The following is a 24,586-nucleotide window of genomic DNA, read 5'->3' on the forward strand; positions in this document are numbered from 1 at the left end:
ATGAAAAAATTACTTGTTTTAATCACTATATGCGGCTTGTTTTTAAGCTGTAATTCCACAGAAAAAAAAGAAATTAAAGCTGAGAAACCAGAAGTGCCTTTTGTTTGGGAAGGTGCTAATTTATACTTTATGCTTACCGACCGTTTTAATAATGGTGATACGACTAATGATGTGAATTTTGAGCGTACTAAAACCTCAGGAAAACTTCGTGGTTTTGAAGGTGGTGATATTAAAGGAATCACTCAAAAAATTGAAGAAGGATATTTTACTGATTTAGGAATTAACGCCATTTGGATGACTCCAATTGTTGAGCAAATTCATGGTGGAACAGATGAAGGTACCGGATTATCTTATGGTTTTCATGGTTATTGGACAAGCGATTGGACAAATTTAGATCCTAATTTTGGAACTAAAGAAGATTTAAGAAACTTAGTAAAAGTCGCACATAGTAAAGGGATTCGTGTTGTTTTGGATGCTGTAATAAATCATACAGGTCCTGTAACTGAAAAAGATCCTGTTTGGGATGAAAATTGGGTACGTACCAAACCTCAATGTACTTATGATTCTTATGAAAATACAGTAACATGTACGTTGGTTAAAAACCTTCCGGATATTAAAACTGAAAGTAATGCAGATACAGCATTACCACAACAATTGGTTGAAAAATGGAAAAACGAAGGACGTTATAATGAAGAAATAGCAGAACTAGATGCCTTTTTTAAACGAACTGGTCATCCAAGAGCACCACGTTTTTATATTATGAAATGGCTTACTGATTATATTTCGGAATTTGGAATTGATGGTTATAGAGTTGATACCGTAAAGCATACCGAAGAATTTGTATGGCAAGAATTTAAAGTAGAATGTGATTATGCTTTTGCACAATGGAAAACTGCACATCCTGAAAAAGTGTTAGATGATAATGCGTTTTACTTAGTTGGTGAAGTTTATAATTACGGAATTTCGGCAGGTAAAGCTTATGATTTTGGAGATAAGAAAGTAAACTACTTTGATAAAGCGTTTAATAGTCTTATTAATTTTGAATTAAAATATAATGCAGCACAGCAAACAAAAGAGGACGTGTTTAGTCGCTACTCAGATACTTTAAACGGCCCATTAAAAGATTATGGAATTCTTAATTATTTAAGTTCTCATGATGACGGACAACCTTTTGATGCTTCACGGGAAAAACCATTTGAAACGGCTACAATGCTATTATTGTCACCAGGAACTTCTCAAGTATATTATGGCGATGAGTCTGCACGTTCTTTAATTATTGACGGTACAGTTGGTGACGCTACATTGCGATCTAATATGAATTGGGACGCCATAAAAAATGATGCACATATAAAGTCTGTTTTAAAACATTGGCAAAAATTAGGGCAGTTTAGAGCGCAACATCCAGCGGTTGGAGCAGGAGTTCATCATATGATTTCAGAAATACCTTATACGTTTAGTCGTACGTTTTTAAAAGACGAATTTAAAGATGACGTTGTTATTGGTTTAGATTTTGTTGCAGGTGAAAAAACGCTAAATGTATCTTCAGTTTTTAAAGATGGAACATCACTTCACGATGCATATTCTAATAAAGATATGGTAGTGGAAAACGGAATGGTTACCTTCACATCAGATTTTAATATTGTTTTATTAGAAAGTAAATAAATTATGAAAAAGTTAGCTATTTTATTCGTGTTTTTAGGGTTGGTATCTTGCCAAAATTCCGAAGAAAAAATAATAAAAGTAACCTCTCCTGATGCGGCCATTTCAATCGATTTTAATGTGAACGATTTAGGAGCACCTTTTTATCAAGTATTTTTGAATAATAATGTGATTGTGGACACGTCATATTTAGGGTTTGAATTTAAAAACGCTGCTGCTTTTGATAAGAATTTCAAAATAAAAAATACAACAGTTAGTACTTTTAATGAAACTTGGCAAATGCCGTGGGGAGAACAATTGGATGTTGTAAATCATTATAACGAATTAAAAATTGAGTTACAAGAACAAGCTGCGTCACAACGGTTTTTAAATATTGTATTTAAAGTTTATAATGATGGTGTTGGATTTAGATATGAATTTCCTGAACAAAGCAATTTAAAAACGGTTGAAATTACCGAAGAACATACACAGTTTAACTTAACTCAAGATTATAAAACGTTTTGGATTCCTGGAGATTGGGATATTTATGAGCATTTATACAACACCACTAAATTATCGGAAATTGATGCTTTAAGTAAGCAAAATCACCCCAATTTGGCACAAACTTATATTCCTAATAATGCCGTAAATACACCAGTAACATTAGTTGGAGAAAATGGATTACATTTAAGTTTTCATGAAGCCGCTTTGGTTGATTATTCAGGAATGACTTTACAGGTTGATACCAAAAACTTAAGTTTTGAAAGTGTTTTAGTAGGCTCTGAAAATAGAGATTTCAAAGTCGCAAAAACGGTTCCGTTTAACACGCCTTGGAGAACCATCCAAATTGCCGATAATGCGCCAGATTTAATTACTTCTAATTTAATTGTAAATCTAAATGAGCCTAACAAACTAGGAGATGTTTCTTGGTTTAAACCTATGAAATATACAGGTGTTTGGTGGGAAATGCATTTAGGAAAATCATCTTGGGATTATGGGATGAAACAAAACATGAGTACTTGGACAGATGGAGGAACCTCAAATGGAACACACGGTGCCACTACCGAAAACGTTAAGAAATTTATAGATTTTTCTGCCAAAAATAATATTGGAGGTGTTTTAGTTGAAGGTTGGAATACTGGTTGGGAACATTGGATTGGTTTTGAAGACCGCGAAGGCGTCTTCGATTTTGTAACACCATATCCAGATTACGATATTAATGAAGTGGTACGTTACGGAAAAGAAAAAGGCGTGCAAATTATTATGCACCACGAAACTTCTGCAGCTACCCAAACTTATGAAAAACAACAAGACACAGCTTATGCTTTAATGCAAAGCTTAGGAATGCATACTGTAAAAACCGGTTATGTGGGTAAAATTCTTCCGAAAGGAGAATATCATCACGGGCAATATATGGTGAATCAATATAATAATGCGGTTGAAAAAGCAGCTAAATATGAAGTTGCAATTAATGCTCACGAACCTATTAAAGCTACAGGATTACGACGCACGTATCCCAATACAATTTCTCGCGAAGGTTTAAGAGGACAAGAGTTTAATGCTTGGGCAAGTGATGGAGGTAACCCGCCAGAACACTTACCAATAGTAGCTTTTACACGTATGCTTGCAGGTCCAATAGATTATACTCCGGGGATTTTTAATATAAAATTTAACGAGTACAAACCCGATAATCAGGTAAATACTACATTGGCTCAACAGTTGGCTTTATATGTAGTCATTTATAGTCCGGTACAAATGGCAGCAGATTTGATAGAGCATTATGAAGCCAACCCAAAAGCATTACAATTTATAAAAGATGTTGGTGTAAACTGGGAAACTACGAAGGTTTTAAATGGTGAAGTTGGCGAATATGTTACTATAGCAAGAAAAGAGCGTGAAACCGAAAATTGGTTTTTAGGAAGTATTACTAATGAAGAAAATAGAACTATCACCATTGATTTTAGTTTCTTAGATACAGGAGAAACATATACAACACGTATATATAAAGATGCAAAAGATGCCGATTGGGATAAAAATCCAACAGCTTTAGATATTGAAGAAATTACTGTAGATAACACTTCAAAAATAGAATTTAATCTTGCTTCAGGTGGAGGGCTTGCAATGAGTTTAATAAAAAAGTAATATGATATAACACAATTTTGATATATGTAATTTTAAAGTTGTAATAACGACTAAAGTTATAATTTGTAATTTTGCAGTATGAAAGACATTAATGATAATATCGCATTGCCATTTGCGCTTCAAATTAGTTTTGATGCCATATTAAGACATTATGAAGCGCTGTTAGATAGTGATGATGAGTTTTTAGTTGCTAAAGCAAAGTATGTTTTAGAAGCAGGAAATAAGCATCCTGTTTTAAGAGAAGGTTTTACGGATTACTCAATATTAGAAGTCTACAAAAAAGAAATTGATATCATTTTACGTGATGCTTTTAGTCCTGTATTGACTAAAAATGAAATAAAAATAGCCTCAATACCTTTTGAAAATGTAGTATTTAATGCTTCAAAGCGATTTAAAAATATCATTAAAAATGCAGGTGAAGGTTTTGAACTTAAAATAAAAAACCTTCCAGAAAACGATCGTTATATTATTACATGTATCACTATTCTTAATTCTTATTACGGTTACGAATTGAATGTTAAGCGTCCGTTTTTTTATGAAATTCCTGATGAAAAAGGAGTTCTGCGGTATTATAAAATTTTATATAATGCCGATTTTATTGATGTTACAAAAGCAGACGATGCTCCCGAAATTACAAATGAGGATATAGATCACCTTTTAGATAATTTTGAAAATATAGAGTTATGGAAAACTAAATTTCCAGCAAATAGTTACTTATTTAAAGGCTTTGCTATTTCAAATATTTTTGATGTTACAGACGATCAAACAATTTCGGCAATCAAATCTAATTTAATAGCTGAAGGCAAAAGAAAGGACGAGAATTTTATTGAAAATCTTCAAAAGATATTTAACTCGTTTTTTAATATTCCAGATTTAAAAGTTGGATTTTCAACCTATAGTAAAACTAATGATACTTTTCACCGGGTACACGGAGAAGGTATGCATAGTTTTTTGCTTCATAATTTAGAAATAGCAAGTTGCTCAGATGCACTTTGTAAATGGTCTTATAACAGACTATTAAAGGAAAATAAATATTTTTCGATTTCTGATGTTGATAAGATGTTTGAAAAAACAAAAGGCGAAATACCTCATGTTAAAATACTACATGAACAAGGTATTAAAAGTGCCATTTTTGCACCAATTAATAGTCGCGATGGTTTATTAGGTATTTTGGAATTAGTTTCTGAAACACCAAAAGTTTTAAACAGTATAAATGCTAGTAAATTGGTAGATATCATGCCGTACATAGCAACTGCTGTTGAACGATCAAAAAAAGAACATGAAAATTTAATTGAAGCGGTTATTCAACAAGAATGTACTTCAATTCACTCTAGTGTACATTGGCGTTTCAAAGAAGCTGCAGAGATATTTATTAACGAAAATATACTTCAGGATAAGAAAACATCTTTTAATAAAATCATCTTTGAAAACGTCTATCCTTTATTTGGGCAAATTGATGTTAAAGGGTCTTCTGAAGCAAGAAATCTCTCTACCCAAAAAGATTTATCGCTACAATTATCTTTAATTAAAAAGATTTTTGATGAAATTACCGACAATAAAAATCTTCCAATTTTTGAACAAATAAAATTTCAAGTAGAACATTATGTTAAAGAAGTAGAGCAAGATTTTAAAGTAGATAGCGAACATCAAATAGCAGCATTTTTTCATGATGATATTGAGCCTCTATTTAAATTTATAAAGAAATCTATCCCTAAGTTATCTGATGATATTGATAATTATTTTAGTAAAATAGATGATAAAGTAGGTGTAATTTATTTCTACAGAAAAAATTATGACGATACCATTACGCTTATCAATAAAAACATGTCTAACATGTTAGATAAAAAGCAGGTAGAAGCACAGAAAATGTATCCGCATTTCTTTGAACGTTTTAAAACAGATGGTGTAGAGCACAATATGTATATTGGCGAATCTATAACTAAAGAAAATAGTTTTAATCCTATTTATTTATACAATTTAAGATTGTGGCAATTACAAGTAATGTGCGAAATGGAAAACGCATTTTATAATAATCAACACGAATACCCTTTATCGTTAGATGTAGCGTCTATGATTTTAGTATTTAATCAGTCATTATCTATCAGATTTAGAATGGATGAAAAACAGTTTGATGTTGATGGTACTTACAATGCACGTTACGAAGTTGTAAAAAAACGAGTAGATAAAGCGTATATAAAAGGCACACAACAACGTGTTACCGATAAAGGTAAAATTGCTATTGTGTTTTCTCAAAAAGAAGACGAAATGGAATATATGCGTTATATTAATTTCTTACAATCTAAATCTGTTTTAGGAGATGTTGAAATTGTAGAATTAGAAGATTTGCAAGGTGTTACTGGATTAAAAGCCATAAGAGCAAATATTTTGTATCACACAACTAGCGGTGAAAATTTTTACAGTTATGATGATTTAATGGAAACACTTAAAAATTAACAATAATAAGTTGCTGTATTTGAGTGAGATAAAGAAGGTGGAGTATGTACACCTCCTATAATATCACCTATTACTTTTTTAGGCTGTTGCGTTTTAAAAGAAATAGCAAAAGCAAATACAGAAATAATCATTCCAACCATAAATATGGTATAGGTGTAACGTAAAATACGGTACTTTCTATCTAATACTTTTCCTAAGAAATATAAATCTTTAGTTAATGAACTATACAGGTATTCTTTATCTTGTATCAGTTCATTAATTGCCCATTGGTATTCATCTAGTCCCATTTTATGGAAATTTCCAAAAAACGTTAAATTCACTTTTCTATTCTTAACATCTTCTTTAGTAAACTCCCCGCTGGTAATATTAGGTCTTGTTGCTACGATTGATAAAATCATTGAAATCACACTAGATGCAGTAAAAATAGCTGTGGGTATTATTAAGTATGCATTAGATGGACTATCTAATTTAGACATTAAATTTGAAAGCACTAACGAAATAATAATTGCATTTACAGAGAGTAGAATATTGGCTTTTGTATCGGCAATATCACTCAATTTAATATGGTTTTTTAAAGCCACACGATAAAAAGTTTGTATGCCTCGCTCCGGACTTTCATTTTTATATTGCGCCTTGTATTTTGCTTTTAACTTCTCGGTACTTAGTTTTTCTTTGCTTTTTTTCTTCTTTTTTATAAGTTTCGCAAGATTTGTTTCTTTTTGTGATTGCCAGTTTTTTAAGGCATAATCAGTATAGAAACAATGTTTTTCGGTAAGTACTTTTATGTTTTCTTCTCGCCATTTTTTAGGTGAATAATTAGCGACACCTTGTAGCTCTAACTCTTTTCTTAAAAATTCACTAGTTTCTTTAAAGTATATTTTTCCAAAGTGAGACGCATCGGCATCTCTAATGATTTTTCCAAGGTCACAGCTTGGTGTTCCGCAGAATTTAGTCGCTAAAATACATTCGCAAACCGCTAAAATTGTGTCACTGTTTATATTTTCATCCTTTAAAAAAGCAGTTGCAATTTTAACACTTTCTTCTTCATGGCCGTCTCTAACTTTAATGTAACCTGTATCATGAAATAAAACAGCAAGCTCTAAAATTTCAGTATCAGCTGCACTAATAGTGCTGTCTGCAATAATTTCTCTTACACTTTTTAATACACGTTTGGTGTGCGTAAAATTGTGATAAAGAAAGGTTGGGGCGAGTTCGTTTTTTAATAAATCAAAAACAAATGCTTCGGCTTTTTCTACAATATTTGTCATAAATTTGAAACTATGAAAAGTTAGACGTACAAATTACTAAAAAATTACCGTAATAAACGAGTTCTTACGGTTTGTATTCTTGTAAGTTTTAAAGAAAAAACTCGACAAAACATGCGCTTCAACGTGTGTAAGTTATTTAAAAATGAGTAGAAATGTGCCTTTAAAATCATTTACTCATAAACCTATTATTTTATTAACAATCAAAACAATAAGTCATGTTAACTTGGAAAGATATTATTGCATTCAGTGTAAACGGAAACCCAAAACCAGCGGCTCGTGTTGAGAAAACTGAGCTAGAGTGGAAAGCGATTTTAACTGCTGAACAATTTAGAATTACCCGTAAAAAAGGAACAGAAATGGCTGGAACAGGTGATTTATGTAGCGCTTTTGAAACAGGAAAGTATAATTGCGTATGTTGTAATTCGCCATTATTTGATTCTACAATAAAATTTAGTTCAGGTTCTGGGTGGCCAAGTTTTACACAACCCATACAGGTTGAAGCGGTAAAATATCATAAAGATGTAACTTTTGGTATGGTGCGCGTAGAGATTTTATGTAACACTTGCGATGCCCATTTAGGACACGTTTTTCCTGACGGACCAGAACCAAGTGGTTTACGTTATTGCGTAAATTCAGAATCTATGATTTTAGAAACAACAACTCGTTAGATTGTAATTATTATGAAAGATAATTTAGAAATAATGACCATTGGCGGTGGCTGTTTTTGGTGCTTCAATGCCATTTTTAATCAAGTAAAAGGTGTTAAGAAAACCGAAACAGGATATATGGGGGGCACCGTTCCCGGAATTCCTACTTATAGAGAGGTGTGTTCTGGGTTAACAGGACACGCAGAGGTGGTTCAAGTGACTTTTAATCCTAATGAAATTTCATATAAAGAATTACTCATTATTTTTTTAACAAGTCACGATCCTACAACATTAAACCGTCAAGGTGCAGATGTTGGTACGCAATATCGATCGGTGATTTTTTATCATGATGATAGTCAAAAACAAATAGCAAAAACCGTGGTTGATGCAGTTTCTCCTTATTTTGAAAGTCCTATTGTAACACAAATCACTGCTGCAGAAAAATTTCATGCTGCCGATAATGATCATCAAGATTTTTTTGAAAACAACCCCAATGCAGGATATTGTAATGTGGTGATTTCTCCAAAATTGGCAAAATTACGACATATGCATGCTAATAAATTAAAGTAGTATAAAGATGCATTAGATGTTTTTAATTCCCTAACTTATACGTCAATGAAATTAAATATAAATAATACATTCACACAAGAATTACCTGCCGATTTTAATCTAGAAAATAGCAGGAGACAAGTAGAAAATGCTTGTTTTTCTTATGTCACTCCAAAAACTACAAAACAGCCTAAATTACTTCACGTATCTCCAGAGATGCTTAAAAATTTAGGCCTCACAGAAACCGATTCTAAAACCGATGAATTTTTAAAAGTATTCACCGGAAATAAAGTTTTTGAAAACACTAGGCCATATGCTATGTGTTATGCAGGACATCAATTTGGAAATTGGGCAGGACAATTAGGTGATGGAAGAGCGATAAATTTATTTGAAATTAATCATGACAACACACATTGGGCTGTACAACTTAAAGGCGCAGGACCAACACCATATTCTCGTACTGCCGACGGATTAGCTGTTTTACGATCTTCGGTAAGAGAATACCTATGTAGTGAAGCCATGTTTCATTTAGGTGTGCCAACTACTAGAGCATTATCCCTTTCTTTAACGGGAGATAATGTACTTAGAGATATTTTGTATGACGGACATCCAGATTACGAAAAAGGAGCTGTTGTAACGCGTTTGGCTCCAAGTTTTTTACGCTTTGGAAATTATGAGATTTTTGCAGCTAGACAAGATATCACTACATTAAAAACATTAGTCGATTATACTATAAAACAGCATTTTTCACATTTAGGAACACCTTCAAAAGCAACATATTTGCAGTTTTTTGCTGAAGTTGCGCAACGTACCCTAACTATGATTGTACATTGGCAACGTGTAGGTTTCGTGCATGGTGTAATGAATACAGATAATATGTCTATCCTTGGGCTTACCATAGATTACGGACCTTATGGTTGGTTGGAAGGTTTTGATTACGGATGGACACCAAACACTACAGATAATCAACATAAACGATACCGTTACGGAAATCAACCAAATATTGGCTTATGGAATTTATACCAACTTGCCAATGCTTTATATCCCTTAATTGAAGATGCGGCACCTATTGAAGATATTTTAGAAACTTATAAAACCGACTTCGATAAGCAATCGCTACAAATGATGCGTGGTAAATTAGGACTTAATTCTGAAGAAAAATTAGACGAATTATTGATTCAAGATTTAGAAGATTTACTATTACTTACAGAAACAGATATGACTATTTTCTTTAGAAATTTATCTGATTTTGAAAAAGAAAACCCTTCCGAAGGTGTAAAACAGATTTTTGAGGCTTTTTATATGCCATCTGAAGTTTCGGGAGCTATTGAAGATAAATGGAATATTTGGTTTAATCGTTATGCCGAAAGATTACAAAAAGAATCTATTACCGATAGCGAAAGACAACTGAAAATGAATACCATAAATCCTAAGTATGTATTACGAAACTATATATCACAATTAGCTATTGATGCTGCCGATAAAGGCGATTATACATTAATTGATGAGCTGTTTAAAATACTTAAAAAACCTTATGATGAGCAGCCAGAATATCAAAAATGGTTTGCTAAACGTCCTGAATGGGCACGTTATAAAGTAGGATGTTCTGCATTGTCTTGTAGTTCGTAAAATTAAAATAGAATAGTAAATTTTAGAAGGTATTTACAACTGTAGAATTTTAAAATAATAGATTATTGTTATGAGAAAGCGCTTTAAAAATATATATGTGATGGTGTTATTGCTTACCGTTTTTGGTTGTGCAACATTTAAAACGCAATACAAAAATGCTGAGTTTAAAAAAGAAGCTTCAACTAAACCGGTTGCACATTCTTTTTACTTAATTGGAGATGCGGGAAATTCACCTATCGGAACAAAAACAGATGCCTTAAAAGCTTTTGAAGAAAGTGTAACTAAAGCTGATAAAAATAGTACAGCTTTCTTTTTAGGAGATAATATTTATCCAAGCGGATTACCAAAAGAAGATAGTGAGGATTATACATTTGCAAAACATCAATTAGATGTGCAAATTGATGCGGTTAAAGATTTTAAAGGAAAAACTATTTTCTTACCCGGAAATCACGATTGGTATTCTGGAGGTTTAAAAGGTTTAAAAAGGCAAGAAGATTATATAGATGATGCTTTAGGGAAAAATTCTTTTTTACCAGAACATGGTTGTGGTATTGAAAACGAAACTATTAATGATGATATTGAACTGATTTTAGTAGATGCCAAATGGTATATTGCTAATTGGGACAATCACCCTACAATAAATGACGATTGTGATATTAAAACACGTGCAGCTTTTTTATCTGAATTTGAAAGTAGAATAAAAAAGGCTAGAGGGAAAACTACTATTGTAGCCATGCATCACCCAATGTTTACAAACGGATCTCATGGCGGGCAATATTCGGCGAAAAGCCATTTAAGTCCGTTACCTATTTTAGGAACTTTAAAAAATGTATTGCGTCGCACTACAGGAATTAGTCCAGAAGATACACAGCACAAACGTTACAACGAACTTAGAAAACGTATTATTACTATCGCTCAAGAAAATGATCGTGTTATTTTTGTGTCTGGTCACGATCATAATTTACAATACATTGTTCAAGATAATTTAGCCCAAATTGTTAGTGGTTCGGGGTCAAAATCTACAGCAACAAGAAATAAAGGTGGTGGATTATTTTCATCAAGTGAACCTGGTTTTTCTAGATTAGATGTTTTTGAAGATGGTTCATCTGAAGTTGTTTTTATAGCAGCTAAAAATAAAGAAGTCTTATTTAGAAGTGAAGTCTATCCAAAACGTATTCAAGAGGAAAAAAATTACCAAGTATCATTTCCAAATTATACTTCAACATCAATTTATACTTCAGAAGAAACTAACAAGAGTAAGTTTTATAACACGCTTTGGGGAGCACGTTATTCTGAAGATTTTAGTGCAAAAATTAAAGCTAAAATCGTAATGTTAGATACACTTATGGGCGGATTAACACCGGTAAGAAAAGGAGGTGGTACACAATCTAATTCTTTACGATTAAAAGATGCTGACGGAAAAGAATATGTAATGCGAGGTTTGAGAAAAAATGCACTTAATTACATTCAGTTTTTCATGTTTAAAGACCAATATGTAGAAGGGCAATTTAACGATACTGCAACTCAAGAATTGGTAGCTCACGTGTTTACAGGCTCGTATCCTTATGCGCCTTTTGTAACGGCAACTTTATCTGATGCTGTTAATGTATTGCACACCACGCCTAAATTATATTATGTGCCACATCAAAAAACTATTGAACCATACAATGATACATTTGGTGACGAATTATACATGATTGAAGCACATACTGGCGATGATCACGGTGATAAAGCGAGTTTTGCTTATTCAAATGAATTAATTGGAACAGATGATATGCTGCTTGAAATTAGATCGGATGAAGATGTTATTATAAACGAAGCGGCTTATGTACGTGCGCGTTTATTTGATATGCTTTTAGGTGATTGGGATCGTCATTATGATCAATGGCGTTGGGCTGAAACTAAAAAAGATGGAAAAACCGTATACCAGCCGGTTCCTAGAGATCGTGATCAAGTATTCTCAAATATGGCTGATGGTTTGTTATTTGATATTGCTACAAAACTTGTTCCGGTGGCGCGTATGCTAAAAGGATATGATGGCGATTTAAAAGATGTAAAATGGTTTAATTTTGAACCTTATCCGTTAGATGTTTCCTTAATGGGACAGATGGATAAATCGGTTTGGGATGCTCAGGTAAAAATTATTACAACACAACTTACAGATGAAGTTATTGATGCTGCTTTTAATGAATTTCCGAAGGAACTTAACCAAGAAACCATTACCGAAATTAAAACGAAACTAATTGAAAGACGTTCTAATCTTCAAAAGATTTCTGATACTTATTTTAAAGTAGTTAATAAAACGACCGTAGTAAAAGGAACCGATAAAGATGATTGGTTTGATATTGAACGTTTGCCTAATGGCAAAACAAAAGTGACCGCTTATCGTATTAAAGGTGGCGAGAAAAAGGATAAATTTCATGAACGTACATATTCTAAAAAAGATACCAAAGAATTATGGATTTATGCTTTTGATGACGATGATGAAATTCATGTTTTTGGTGAAGGCAATCAGTTAATTACTTTACGATTAATTGGAGGTCAAAATAATGATATTTACACTATTGAAAACGGTAAAAAAGTGCATGTTTACGATTATAAGTCGAAGAAAAACACGTTTAAAACCGACGCTGGTAAAATACATTTAACCGATGATTATGATATTAATACTTACAATTATAAGAAGTTAAAATATAACAGTAATCAAGTATTTCCAATTTTAGGAATTAATCCAGATGATGGTGTTAACTTCGGAATTATAGATACCTATACCGTAAATGGGTTTAATGAAAATCCGTTTCGTTCAAAACATGAATTTTCAGCATCTTATTATGCGTCTACAGGAGGATTTGATGTTGGTTACAACGGAGAATTTGCCAATGTAGTTGGGAATCTAAATCTTATTTTAGACGCCCGATTTACAAGTCCTAATTACAGTGTTAACTTTTTTGGCTACGGAAACGAAACTATAAATCCTAATGCAGAAAATGATGATGCTTTTGATAAAGATTACAATCGTGTAAAATTAAGTAGATTAAAATTTGCACCCGGTTTAGTGTTAAAAGGCGATTTAGGTAGCGAGTGGAAATTTGGTGTAAGTTATGAATCTGTTGAGGTTGAAAAAACTTCAGGACGTTTTATAAATAGCTATTACCTCTCTACACTTATTGAAAATAGCGACAGTTTTATAGGTGCGGAAGCTTCTCATCATTTTGAAAATAAAGACAACAAAGCATTCCCTACATTAGGCGTGGAAACCGATTTAGCTTTTGGGTATAAAACCAATGTTAATACTGCTGATAATTTTGGATATATAATTCCTAGTGTTGCATTTAATTACAGGTTAGAGCCTTCAGGGAAATTGGTTTTAGCAACAAAATTTAAAGCCCATTTTAATATTGGTGATGGTTTTCAGTTTTATCAAGCAGCATCAATTGGTGCAAGTGATGGCTTAAGAGGTTACAGAAATCAACGTTTTACAGGTAAAAATTCTTACTACAATCTTACCGATGTGCGTTACATGTTTAAGAAGAAAAAAACAGGGTTAATTCCTGTTAATTTAGGAATGTACGGAGGTTTTGATTACGGTAGGGTATGGTTAAAAGACGATCCTTCAAATAAATGGCACAACTCTTATGGAGGTGGATTTTTAGTGATGGCTGCCGAAACTATTACAGGTGACTTTTCACTGTTTAATAGTAATGACGGACTTCGTTTTGCTTTTGGGTTAGGGTTTAAGTTTTAATTCAAACTAAATTCATAAATATTACCACCATCGTTTTTGTGCTGCTCATCAGTAATTAAAACGGTGGTGTCATTTTTAAAGCAAATACCTTCCTTTTGTGTATCATGATTAAAAGGAACTTGGGTGATTTTACCCTCAAAAAAGTTGTCACCTTCAAAATTGCTTAGTAGCCAAAGTTTTTCATGGTTTAAAAGCACTATTTTTTTTCCATCATCACTAATGTCTGCAGAAGTGATTTTGTTGTTTTTCCCTTCTAAATTAAATTCTGAAACCAATGTCGCTTTATGTGAACCTATAGTATTTGGTACTGAGAATACTTTAAAGTTTTTAGTCTCTTTACTAAACAAATAAAAGTTGTTGTCGTGTAAAAAGAAACCTTCAAAATCTTTCTCTTTCATTTTCTTTGGAAGCTTAAACTCTATAATTTCTGCAGTAGTAGTTTCAGTACTGTTTTCTGGATTTGCAATTTTATAAATGGTGTAAGTATTACGGTTTTCTTTATTGTTTCCAATGTCTCCAATGTAAATGTTTCCGTAACTATCAGAGGTTAAATCTTCCCAATCTTTATTTTCGGCATTTGTAATTTTAAGTTCTTTTTTAATAGTTCCGGAGGTATCTAAACCGTAAAGAATATTTTTATTTCCGGCATCTTCAATTACCCAAATTAAAGCAGATTTTGAAGTTGTTTCTGCTGCCGAAATTTCTTCTAAACTACTTGGTGCGTTTGCTATGACGCTTAATTTTCCGGTAGAACACGATAAAAATATTAAAAATAAAAGTGTAAAACTATGAATTTGAAATGACATCTGTAAGAGTTTTGGTTAAAGTAAGTATACCGCTTTAAGCTGTAAAATTAAAACTTTATATCTTAAACTATTTATAAAATGTGTAGCTATACCGTTTGTAATTTTATAGTTTTGAATGATAAAATAAAACGACTATGATTACAGTAACCGATTTATTATCTCATTTACATTTAGATACGCTTTCTGAAACGCAATTTGAAGGACAAAATGTTACTATTGGAAGTCCTATAGTGTTTGGAGGTCAGGTTTTGGCGCAAGCATTAAATTCTGCACAACGTACCATTACAAACGATCGTGTTTTACACTCTATGCATGCTTATTTTTTGGAAGCAGGAAATTTAAAATTACCTATTACATATAATGTGAGTTTGGTGAGAGATGGCGGTAGTTTTTCGGTAAGACGTGTTACAGCCGAACAGAATGGAAATACCATTTTTATTTTATCGGCTTCATTTCATAAAAAAGAAGAAGGTTATAATCATCAAATAGAAATGAATGCAGTAAAACTGCCCGAAGAGTTATTAAGTTGGACGGATATATTGGCTAAATTTGGCGACGTACTTCCGGCAGCTACAAAAGCATTTCTTGAAATTGATCGACCTATAGAATTTAAACCTGTTGAGGTTGTTAGCCCGTTTAATAAAGAAGATTTACCACCATTTACTAATATGTGGTTTAAGTTGAAAGGCGATACTAGCGGATTAGATTTAGCTGCAAAACAGCAAATATTAACCTATGTTTCTGACTATAATATTTTATCTGCAGCGATGAATCGTCATGCAAGTAAAGCTAATTGGGGAAATACCCAAACGGCAAGTTTAGATCACTCTATGTGGTTTTTTAGAGATTTTGATCTTGATGATTGGTTATTATATGCTATTGAATCTCCAAACATGTCTAACGCTAGAGGTTTTGCACGTGGTAATATTTTTACAAGAGATGGTAAACTTGTAGCATCAGTAACTCAAGAAGGCTTAATGCGACCAATAAAAAAGTAAAAATGGCAACTTCAGTTTTAAAAATAGGACACAGAGGTGCTAAAAATTATGTAACAGAAAACACTATTCAATCTGTTGAAAAGGCGCTAGAATTTGGTGTGGATGCTATAGAAATTGACGTGCATGTTTGTGCATCTGGTGAGTTGGTGGTTTTTCATGATTTTACTTTAGATAGAATAACCGATGGCTCGGGAGAAGTCGCAAAATTTACACTTTCTCAATTAAAAGAGCTAACAGTTGTTGGTGGATATAAAATTCCAACATTAACCGAAGTTTTAAGAGTAATCAATAAAAAATGTATTCTTAATATTGAATTAAAAGGAAAATTTACAGCCGCAAAAACCTGTGAAGTTATCGCTTTTGAAATTGCCGAAAATAATTGGAGTTATAAAGATTTTATCCTCTCTAGTTTTCAGCAGAAAGAATTAGAAAAAGTTTACCAAATTGATAAAAATATTCCATTGGCAGTTTTAACAAAAGCTAATGTTGCCGATGCAATTACATTTGCAAAAACAATAGAATCTAAAATAATTCATCCTAATTTTGCATTACTAACCGAAGATAACGTAAAGTTGTCTCAACAAGAAGGTTACGCAATAAATACATGGACGGTAAATGATCCCGAAACGATAGCACGAATGAAACGCTATGGTGTAAACGGAATTATTTCGGATGTCCCAGACAAAATATGACACAATATAACGTAATAATAGTAGGTGGTGGAGCTGCCGGTTTTTTTGCAGCAATTAACATTGCAGAACAAAATCCTCAACTTAAAGTAGCCATTTTAGAACGTGGTAAAGAAGGTTTACAAAAGGTGAAAATTTCTGGTGGCGGACGTTGTAATGTAACACATGCCGAATTTATTCCGCAAGAATTAGTGTTGAATTATCCGCGTGGTGAAAAAGAATTATTAGGTCCTTTTCATCAATTTATGACGGGAGATACTATTGAGTGGTTTGAAAAGCGTGGTGTAGAATTAAAAATTGAAGATGACGGACGTATGTTTCCGGTGTCTAATTCTTCGCAAACTATTATTGACTGTTTTTTAAATGAAGCCAAAAAACATAAGGTTGATGTATGGTATAGTCAGACTGTAAAATCTATTTCAGGTGTACCAAATGCAAATTTTGAAGTCTCAACACAAACTGATCTGTTCTCTACCGAAAAACTATTAATTGCTACCGGAAGTAACGCCAAAGTTTGGAGTTTACTTAAAGAATTTGGACATACGGTTTCACCTGCTGTTCCGTCGCTTTTTACTTTCAATATAAAAGATGATCGTATAAAAGAAATTCCAGGAGTAGTGGCTTTAAATACCGAAATAAAAGTAGTTGATACCGATTTATGGAGTGAAGGTCCGTTGTTAATTACCCACTGGGGAATGAGCGCACCAGCAATTTTAAAACTTTCGGCTTTTGGAGCTATTGAATTGGCAAAACGTGATTATAAATTTAAAATAGAAGTGAATTTTATCCGACAATCTTTTGAGAACTGTTTAGAGTCTTTAAAGGCTTTTAAGCTTGACTTTGCAAAGAAAACAGTGATTAAGCAAGCGCAATTTGATTTGCCAAAACGTTTGTGGCATCAATTGGTTTTAGCTGCACAACTAGACGAAAACACCCGTTGGGCAGATCTTAATAAACAACAATTAGAAGCCTTAGCATCACAATGTACAGAGGCAGTTTTTGATGTAGATGGAAAAAGCACATTTAAAGAAGAGTTTGTAACTGCAGGAGGAATTAACTTACGAGAGATTAATTTTAAAACTTTTGAAAGTAAAAAATTACCAAACCTGTATTTTGCTGGCGAAATTTTAAATGTTGATGCCATTACTGGAGGTTTTAATTTTCAGAATGCTTGGACTGGTGCTTTTATTGCAGCCAAAGCTATTTCAAAATAATGAAAAACTACATCGCTTTACTACGAGGTATAAATGTTGGTGGTCATAAAAAGATTAAAATGGCCAATTTACGAACTGCACTTAGTGATTTTGGGTTAAAAAATGTAGCAACCTATATACAATCGGGGAATGTGTTTTTTACTTCCGAAGAAAAAAATATTAAGAAATTAGAGCAGGATATTCATAACATTATTTTAAGTGATTTTGGTTTTGAAGTGCCTGTTTTAATAACTACTACTGAGGAGTTGCAATCAGTTTTAGATGATTGTCCTTTTGATGAAGAGGTGAAACAAAACAGCTATTTTATATTGTTTTATAATACTCCAAATGCAGATTTAGTAAAAGAGTTTTCGGTAATTTCTCATCCTAATGAAACTGTAATAATTAGAGAAAAATGTATTTATTTTTATAGCTCTGTAGCTTATGGGAAAGCGAAATTTAATAACCGTTTTTTTGAGAAAAAGCTAAAAATAAATTCTACAGCAAGAAATTACAAAACGATGCTATATCTCACTACTTTTCATTAATAAGCTAGATATTATTTCCTGAAATTCATTAAAATCATAAGGTTTAGTAATGATATGGTTCATGCCGCTTACAAAAATCTTTTCATTGGTGTCATTTGAGTTTAATGCTGTAAGTGCAATAATTGGAATTTCTTTATTAAACTCTCGTATAAGTTCAGTGGTTTTGTAACCATCAATTCCTGGCATATTTATATCCATTAAAACAAGGTCGTAATGATTATTTTGTAAAATTGTAATGGCATCAAAACCATTATTTGTAGTTTCACAGACGCAATTATTAATTTTTTCAACATTCTTTTGAGTCACTAATAGGTTGATTTTATTATCATCAACAATTAGTATTTTGTAATTGTCTTCTTTCTTTAAAAGTAGAGATGTATGACTTTTTTCGATTCCTTCAGATAGTTTGAATGTTATCGTAAAAAAGAAGTTGGTACCTTCTCCCGATTTTGATGTGAAATTGATATCAGAATCATGACTTTTTAAGAGTGTTTTTACAATGTATAAGCCAAGACCAGATCCGCTACTATTATTCTTTAAAAACGTTTTGTTTTCAAAAGCATTAAATACTAATTCTCTGTGCTCTTCTTTAATTCCAATTCCAGTATCTTTAATTTCAAAAAGTATAGTAAGATCTTCTTCTGTACGTTTTTTCTCTGTTACATTTATAGAAATATTACCTTCTTTGGTGTAACGAATGGCATTATAAGCTAGGTTAATAAGTATTTGACTGAATAATACTTTATCTATTAATACACAATCGCTCCCTTTAATATTAACCGATGTTTTAAGCTGCAAACCTTTATTTATAGCCGAAATATTAATGGTGTTTGTTGTGTTTTTTATAATCTCTGAAAGCTTATTAGACTTTAATTGCAAGGTCTTTTTTTCGAATTTTAATTTTGAAGCTTGAAGTACATTGTCAATTAATAACGAAATATAATTACTTGATGATAATAAAGCATTGAGGTAATCTTCCTTTTTTTCTTGTGACTGTTCTTGCTTTATCACATTTGCTAAACCACTAATACCATAAATAGGGGTTCTTAACTCATGACTCAAAATTGAGAAAAACTCTAAGCGTTCTTTATCTATTTCTAATAGTTTTTTGTTTGATGCTTTTAGTTTAGAATTGATAAATTTAATTTTAATTCTATTAGTGTAATAGTGAAATAAAAATCCTCCTAAAACAAGAAATAATAAGCCAAAAATAATGGTAGAAATGATGAAATTTTTATAGATTTTTTTATCCTTTTCTATAAGCTTATGAGTGAGGTTAAGTTGTTTTTCGGTGTTAATTACTTTTGCAATTAAATCACCATTTGTAGCCGACTTAATTTCAAGATCTCTAATAGCATAATACTTGTAAGAATCAGAAATTAATAAAAATTTGTTAGCTAAATCTAAGTTATTCTCAACCGTAGTATAGTAAAGATATTTGTAATAGTTTAAAGTTGCAAGTTTGTTTTTAGGTTTATGATTTTGTTCGGATCTATTGTATAATAAACCGTCATCAATAGCGAATAATAATTTAAAGCCTTCTGCTTTATTTGAAGTTTTAGTTAGCGAAATTCCTTTGTAATAATTAAAAAGAGTTTTTAAATGTGCCTTTGTAAGTTTATCTTCATTGTTTGTATAGATAAAATCAGGATTATTAAGAATAGCTAAAGCTTCATCAGCATATTTAATAACCTTTTCACTCTCAAAAACGTAGTAATTTTTTATAACAAGGGATTCTAAATTAACTAAAATATTAACACTGTTTATTGATCTAGAGTGTGCTAAAGCAATAGGCGCAATACTATCAAAAGCGGTGTAGTTTTTGCTGTAAAGGTAAGATTCAGCTAAATGCGCTAGTACAAAATCTATTTTTTCTATCGCATCTAATGATTCATAAATCTTATAAGCATTGTTGTAGTTGTTATTAGCAATAGTATGACTTCCAATTTTTGTAAATACATTTCCTAAGGCGTAATAATTATCGGCAAGTATTTCGGTTTCATTATTTTCTAATGCATTCTGAATGTTTTGATTAATAAAAACAGTAGCTTTATATACGCTGTCATTAGCCATTAAACTGCTTAGTCTAGCTGTTTTTTGTACTAAAAAAGGGGCGCTAAAAGATGTTTTATAAGCAGCAGTGAATACTATGAAAAAGATTAATAGAGTATAAACTAACTTTATTTTTTTAGTGCGCATTAGAGAGAGGGTGTGATGTTAGATAAACATGGGTCGTGTAAAACTACAATTTTTTTTAAAAAAAGGAATAATTATTTCATTTTAACATGAGTAGTTAAGTTTTTAGTGCAATTATTAAAATAAATAGTAAAGTTGTTATCTTTGTCAATTGATGATCTACAAATAGTATGAACGATACAGTATTTATTCCAAAACCATATTCTATAACCGTTAATAACGGAGTCGTTTCTTGGCAATCACCAAGTAACATTGCACTTGTTAAATATTGGGGAAAAAAAGAATATCAAATTCCCGAAAATCCTTCTATAAGTTTTACGCTTAATAATTGTAAAACACATACAAAATTGACCTTTACGGAAAAAATCGAGACTTCAAAATTTAGCTTAGATGTGTTTTTAGATGGTGAAGAAAAAAACGAATTTAAACCCAAAATAGAAACCTTTTTTAAACGTATTGAAAAATATTTACCGTTTTTAAAATTGTATCATTTTAAGGTTGAAACGTCAAATACATTTCCACATAGTTCAGGTATTGCCTCTTCAGCTAGCGGATTAAGTGCTTTAGCATTATGTTTAATGAGTATTGAAAAAATGCTGGTAGCAACAGATGATATATTACTTACTAACCAAACATTTTTTAACCAAAAAACCTCATTTTTAGCACGTTTAGGGTCAGGAAGTGCTTGCCGAAGTATTGAAGGCGACCTCATTGTTTGGGGAGAAAATGAGACTGTTGAAGGAAGTAGTGATTTATTTGGAGTAAAATACCCTTATGAAGTTCACGCTGTTTTTAAAAATTATCAAGACACTATTTTATTAGTTGATAAAGGCGAAAAACAAGTAAGTAGTACCGTTGGGCATAACTTAATGCACGGACATCCTTATGCGCAAAATCGTTTTCAACAAGCTCATGATAACCTTAAAAAGTTAAAGCCAATATTAGCATCAGGTGATCTTAACGGGTTTATCGCGCTTATTGAAAGTGAAGCGTTAACTTTACATGCTATGATGATGACGAGCATGCCTTATTTTATTTTAATGAAACCTAATACGTTGCAAATCATTAATAAAATATGGGAATTCAGACAAGAAACAGGATTACATATTAGTTTTACTTTAGATGCCGGAGCTAATGTTCATGTTTTATATCCCGAAGACGAAGCACCTAAAATTCTTGAATTTATTAAGAACGAGTTAGTTGCATATTGCCAAAACGAACAATATATTTGCGACCAAATTGGGTTTGGTGCGAACCAAATACAAGAATAAATCGTATATTTGATACGCAAACGCCCAAAAAGCATATGAAAGGACCTTTATTTTACTCGAAAATTTTACTCTTTGGAGAATACGGAATCATAAAAGACTCTAAGGGATTATCAATTCCTTATAACTTTTATAATGGCGCTTTAAAAAAGATAGATATAGATACGGAAACGGCTGTAAATTCTAATGAGAGTTTACAACGTTATGTCGCTTATCTAGAAAATATTAACCCAGAGTTAGTAACCTTTGATATTGCAACCTTAAAGCAAGATGTTGCCGAAGGTATGTACTTTGATTCGTCTATTCCTCAAGGTTATGGGGTTGGAAGTAGTGGTGCTTTAGTAGCTGCTATTTACGATAAATATGCACAAGATAAAATCACCGTTTTAGAAAACTTAACGCGTGAAAAATTATTACAATTAAAAGTTGTTTTTTCTGAAATGGAATCTTTTTTCCACGGAAAATCTTCAGGATTAGATCCATTAAACAGTTATTTAAGTATTCCAATTCTTATCAATTCAAAAGATAATATTGAAGCAGCTGGTATTCCTTCTCAAAAAACAGATGGAAAAGGTGCTGTATTTTTATTAGATAGTGGCATTGTAGGAGAAACTGCTCCAATGGTGAGTATTTTTATGGAAAATATGAAACAAGAAGGGTTTCGTAGTATGCTTAAAAATCAATTTATAAAACATACCGATGCTTGTGTTGACGATTTCTTAAAAGGAGATATAAAATCGTTATTCACAAACACAAAACAATTATCAAAAGTTGTGTTGAGTCACTTTAAACCAATGATTCCTGCACAATTTCATGAACTTTGGAAAAAAGGACTAGATACTAACGAATATTACCTAAAACTTTGTGGTTCTGGTGGTGGAGGTTATATTTTAGGGTTTACTGAAGATTTTGAGAAAGCACAACAATCACTTTCTGCTCATAAATTGGAAGTTGTTTACAATTTCTAAAACATAAAAGTTATGTTTACCCGTAAGCAAAAACACATTCTGCTAAAGTTTTTTAGTATGTTTTCTGTAGTACGCGGTTACAATATTCTTATTATAGTTGTGGCTCAATATTTAGCTTCAATATATATTTTAGCATATGATATTCCTGTAAATAAAGTTATCACAGATCTTAATCTGTTGTTGCTTGTTATGGCATCATCTGCAACTATTGCTGCTGGATATATTATAAATAATTTTTATGATTCGGAAAAAGATTTAATTAATCGCCCACAAAAATCAATGTTAGATCGTTTGGTGAGTCAAAATACCAAATTGTCACTCTATTTTGTGCTTAATTTTGCAGCAGTTATTCTGGCTAGTGCTGTATCTTTTAAAGCTGTAGTTTTCTTTTCAATCTATATTTTTTCAATTTGGTTTTATTCTCATAAGCTTAAAAAACTACCATTTATAGGTAATTTTACTTCAGCAATATTAACAATCACCCCCTTTTTTATAATTTTTATTCATTACAAAAATTTCGAATATGTAGTTTTTGTACACGCGATGTTTTTATTTTTAATAATTTCTATGCGCGAACTCACTAAAGATTTAGAGAATATAAAAGGTGATTTGGCTAATGATTATCATACAATTCCTATTGTTTACGGAGAAAGCGCATCAAAGGTTATGCTTACTGTTTTGGGGCTTTTAACCTTAATTCCGCAATTTTTATTAATTTGTAAGTTTCAGGTTGGTAATATGGCGTATTTTTTCTATTTAACTATTTTATTTCTTGCTATTTTTCAATTTTTACTATGGAAATCTAATAGTAAATCACAGTATTTAATTCTGCATAATATATTGAAATTCATAATTTTAATGGGTGTATTGAGCATTCCTCTTATTGATATTTCTTTAGTGCTTAATAAAATTGTATTAATTAGCTAAGCAACGAATTATCAACTATCTTTGCAAAAAATATTAAGTAATGACGAGACAACAAGGAGGCAACAAAAAAGGAAAGACGTCTGGACGTGGTGGAAATACAAATGCCAAAAAAAGTAATGCAAGAGGAAATGCTCCTGTTAATAAAAAAACAGTAAAACGCGATAGTGATGCACCAGTAAAGAAAGCTCCTGTAAAAAGAGTAGCCGTTGCCGGAGAAATGCGTTTAAATAAATATGTCGCTAATTCTGGTGTGTGTTCACGTAGAGAAGCTGATGAGCATATTGCTGTAGGTTTAGTGAGTGTAAACGGAAAAATAATTACAGAAATGGGATACCGTGTAAAACTTGAAGACGAAGTTCGTTTTGATGGTGCACGTGTAAATCCAGAAAAATTAGCTTACGTTTTATTAAACAAGCCAAAAGGTTTTGCAACCACTACTAGTGAAGGTAAAGGCCGTACGGTAATGGATTTAGTAGCTAACTCAACAACTTCAAGAATTAAACCAATAGGTCGTTTAGGAAGAAACTCAATGGGGTTATTATTGTTTACTAATGATGAATCTATTGCTAAGAAATTCACCAATTCTAAAAACGGTGTGTCAAGGTTATTTCAAGTTGAATTAGATAAGAGTCTTAAGTTTGATGACTTAAAAACGATTCAAAATGGAATAAAAATTGAAGGTAAAATGATAAATGTTGAAGAAATCAGCTATATCGAAGGCGAAAGTAAAAACTATATTGGATTAAAAATAAAGAATACTGGTAATACTATTATTCGTTCAATTTTTGATCATTTAAAATATGAGCTTGTTAAAATTGACTGTGTTGCTATTGGACATTTAACTAAAAAAGATATTCCAAGAGGTCACTGGAAACACCTAACAATCCAAGAAATTAATACGCTTAAAATGTTGTAATAACT

General features: G+C 31.8%; 18 protein-coding genes. 15 read left to right on the plus strand and 3 right to left on the minus strand.

All coding sequences use genetic code 11. The features are described from left to right. The 3 genes from ACU4C5_RS07170 to ACU4C5_RS07180 all read left to right on the plus strand — a co-directional run bounded on the left by ACU4C5_RS07170 (position 1) and on the right by ACU4C5_RS07180 (position 6,234). Complete coding sequence (locus tag ACU4C5_RS07170) at positions 1 to 1,662, plus strand: alpha-amylase family glycosyl hydrolase (protein WP_446846383.1); 1,662 nt, start codon at positions 1 to 3, stop codon at positions 1,660 to 1,662. Positions 1,663 to 1,665: 3 nt separating this feature from the next. Then, the gene (locus tag ACU4C5_RS07175) at positions 1,666 to 3,780 is read left to right on the plus strand and encodes a glycoside hydrolase family 97 protein (RefSeq protein WP_446846384.1); all 2,115 of its coding nucleotides are present in this window, start codon (positions 1,666 to 1,668) and stop codon (positions 3,778 to 3,780) included. 78 nt (positions 3,781 to 3,858) lie between these two features. Beyond that, positions 3,859 to 6,234, plus strand: coding sequence for a GAF domain-containing protein (locus ACU4C5_RS07180; protein WP_446846385.1), 2,376 nt, complete (start codon positions 3,859 to 3,861; stop codon positions 6,232 to 6,234). Here ACU4C5_RS07180 and ACU4C5_RS07185 read toward each other — a convergent pair. Further along, complete coding sequence (locus tag ACU4C5_RS07185) at positions 6,231 to 7,502, minus strand: Pycsar system effector family protein (protein WP_446846386.1); 1,272 nt, start codon at positions 7,500 to 7,502, stop codon at positions 6,231 to 6,233. The genes ACU4C5_RS07180 and ACU4C5_RS07185 overlap by 4 nt on opposite strands. 215 nt (positions 7,503 to 7,717) lie before the next feature. Between ACU4C5_RS07185 and msrB the strand changes: the two genes are divergently transcribed. The 4 genes from msrB to ACU4C5_RS07205 all read left to right on the plus strand — a co-directional run bounded on the left by msrB (position 7,718) and on the right by ACU4C5_RS07205 (position 14,072). After that, a complete protein-coding gene (gene msrB, locus ACU4C5_RS07190) occupies positions 7,718 to 8,170 on the plus strand; it encodes a peptide-methionine (R)-S-oxide reductase MsrB (protein WP_446846387.1) in 453 nt (150 codons plus the stop codon). 12 nt (positions 8,171 to 8,182) lie between these two features. Next, the gene (gene msrA, locus ACU4C5_RS07195) at positions 8,183 to 8,719 is read left to right on the plus strand and encodes a peptide-methionine (S)-S-oxide reductase MsrA (RefSeq protein WP_446846388.1); all 537 of its coding nucleotides are present in this window, start codon (positions 8,183 to 8,185) and stop codon (positions 8,717 to 8,719) included. A gap of 45 nt (positions 8,720 to 8,764) precedes the next feature. Then, positions 8,765 to 10,327, plus strand: coding sequence for a protein adenylyltransferase SelO (locus ACU4C5_RS07200; RefSeq protein WP_446846389.1), 1,563 nt, complete (start codon positions 8,765 to 8,767; stop codon positions 10,325 to 10,327). A 70-nt stretch (positions 10,328 to 10,397) separates the two neighbouring features. Then, the gene (locus ACU4C5_RS07205) at positions 10,398 to 14,072 is read left to right on the plus strand and encodes a metallophosphoesterase (protein ID WP_446846390.1); all 3,675 of its coding nucleotides are present in this window, start codon (positions 10,398 to 10,400) and stop codon (positions 14,070 to 14,072) included. Here ACU4C5_RS07205 and ACU4C5_RS07210 read toward each other — a convergent pair. Continuing rightward, complete coding sequence (locus ACU4C5_RS07210; protein WP_446846391.1) at positions 14,069 to 14,878, minus strand: hypothetical protein; 810 nt, start codon at positions 14,876 to 14,878, stop codon at positions 14,069 to 14,071. The two genes, ACU4C5_RS07205 and ACU4C5_RS07210, sit on opposite strands and share 4 nt — an antisense overlap. A 134-nt stretch (positions 14,879 to 15,012) precedes the next feature. Between ACU4C5_RS07210 and ACU4C5_RS07215 the strand changes: the two genes are divergently transcribed. From ACU4C5_RS07215 to ACU4C5_RS07230, 4 genes are read left to right on the plus strand one after another with little or no spacing between them, the layout of a single operon-like run. Continuing rightward, a complete protein-coding gene (locus tag ACU4C5_RS07215) occupies positions 15,013 to 15,876 on the plus strand; it encodes an acyl-CoA thioesterase (RefSeq protein ID WP_446846392.1) in 864 nt (287 codons plus the stop codon). Positions 15,877 to 15,878: 2 nt separating this feature from the next. Beyond that, complete coding sequence (locus ACU4C5_RS07220; protein ID WP_446846393.1) at positions 15,879 to 16,568, plus strand: glycerophosphodiester phosphodiesterase; 690 nt, start codon at positions 15,879 to 15,881, stop codon at positions 16,566 to 16,568. After that, entirely contained in the window at positions 16,565 to 17,779 is a 1,215-nt protein-coding gene (locus ACU4C5_RS07225; RefSeq protein WP_446846394.1) for a BaiN/RdsA family NAD(P)/FAD-dependent oxidoreductase, read from the plus strand. The genes ACU4C5_RS07220 and ACU4C5_RS07225 overlap by 4 nt, the downstream gene beginning before the upstream one ends. Beyond that, the gene (locus tag ACU4C5_RS07230) at positions 17,779 to 18,306 is read left to right on the plus strand and encodes a DUF1697 domain-containing protein (protein WP_446846395.1); all 528 of its coding nucleotides are present in this window, start codon (positions 17,779 to 17,781) and stop codon (positions 18,304 to 18,306) included. Before ACU4C5_RS07225 ends, ACU4C5_RS07230 begins: the two co-directional genes overlap by 1 nt. Here ACU4C5_RS07230 and ACU4C5_RS07235 read toward each other — a convergent pair. Beyond that, complete coding sequence (locus tag ACU4C5_RS07235; protein WP_446846396.1) at positions 18,283 to 20,379, minus strand: hybrid sensor histidine kinase/response regulator; 2,097 nt, start codon at positions 20,377 to 20,379, stop codon at positions 18,283 to 18,285. The genes ACU4C5_RS07230 and ACU4C5_RS07235 overlap by 24 nt on opposite strands. A gap of 293 nt (positions 20,380 to 20,672) precedes the next feature. Here ACU4C5_RS07235 and ACU4C5_RS07240 point away from each other — a divergent pair, with 293 nt between their 5' ends. Genes ACU4C5_RS07240 through ACU4C5_RS07255 form a run of 4 tightly spaced genes read left to right on the plus strand, consistent with a single transcriptional unit; the run spans position 20,673 to position 24,581 of the window. Further along, the gene (locus ACU4C5_RS07240) at positions 20,673 to 21,773 is read left to right on the plus strand and encodes a diphosphomevalonate decarboxylase (RefSeq protein WP_446846397.1); all 1,101 of its coding nucleotides are present in this window, start codon (positions 20,673 to 20,675) and stop codon (positions 21,771 to 21,773) included. 35 nt (positions 21,774 to 21,808) lie between these two features. Next, the gene (locus ACU4C5_RS07245; protein WP_446846398.1) at positions 21,809 to 22,738 is read left to right on the plus strand and encodes a mevalonate kinase family protein; all 930 of its coding nucleotides are present in this window, start codon (positions 21,809 to 21,811) and stop codon (positions 22,736 to 22,738) included. Positions 22,739 to 22,750: 12 nt separating this feature from the next. Next, entirely contained in the window at positions 22,751 to 23,665 is a 915-nt protein-coding gene (locus ACU4C5_RS07250) for a geranylgeranylglycerol-phosphate geranylgeranyltransferase (protein WP_446846399.1), read from the plus strand. Between the two features lie 40 nt (positions 23,666 to 23,705). After that, entirely contained in the window at positions 23,706 to 24,581 is an 876-nt protein-coding gene (locus ACU4C5_RS07255; RefSeq protein WP_446846400.1) for a pseudouridine synthase, read from the plus strand. Positions 24,582 to 24,586 lie beyond the last annotated feature (5 nt).

The organism is Lacinutrix undariae (assembly GCF_052934785.1).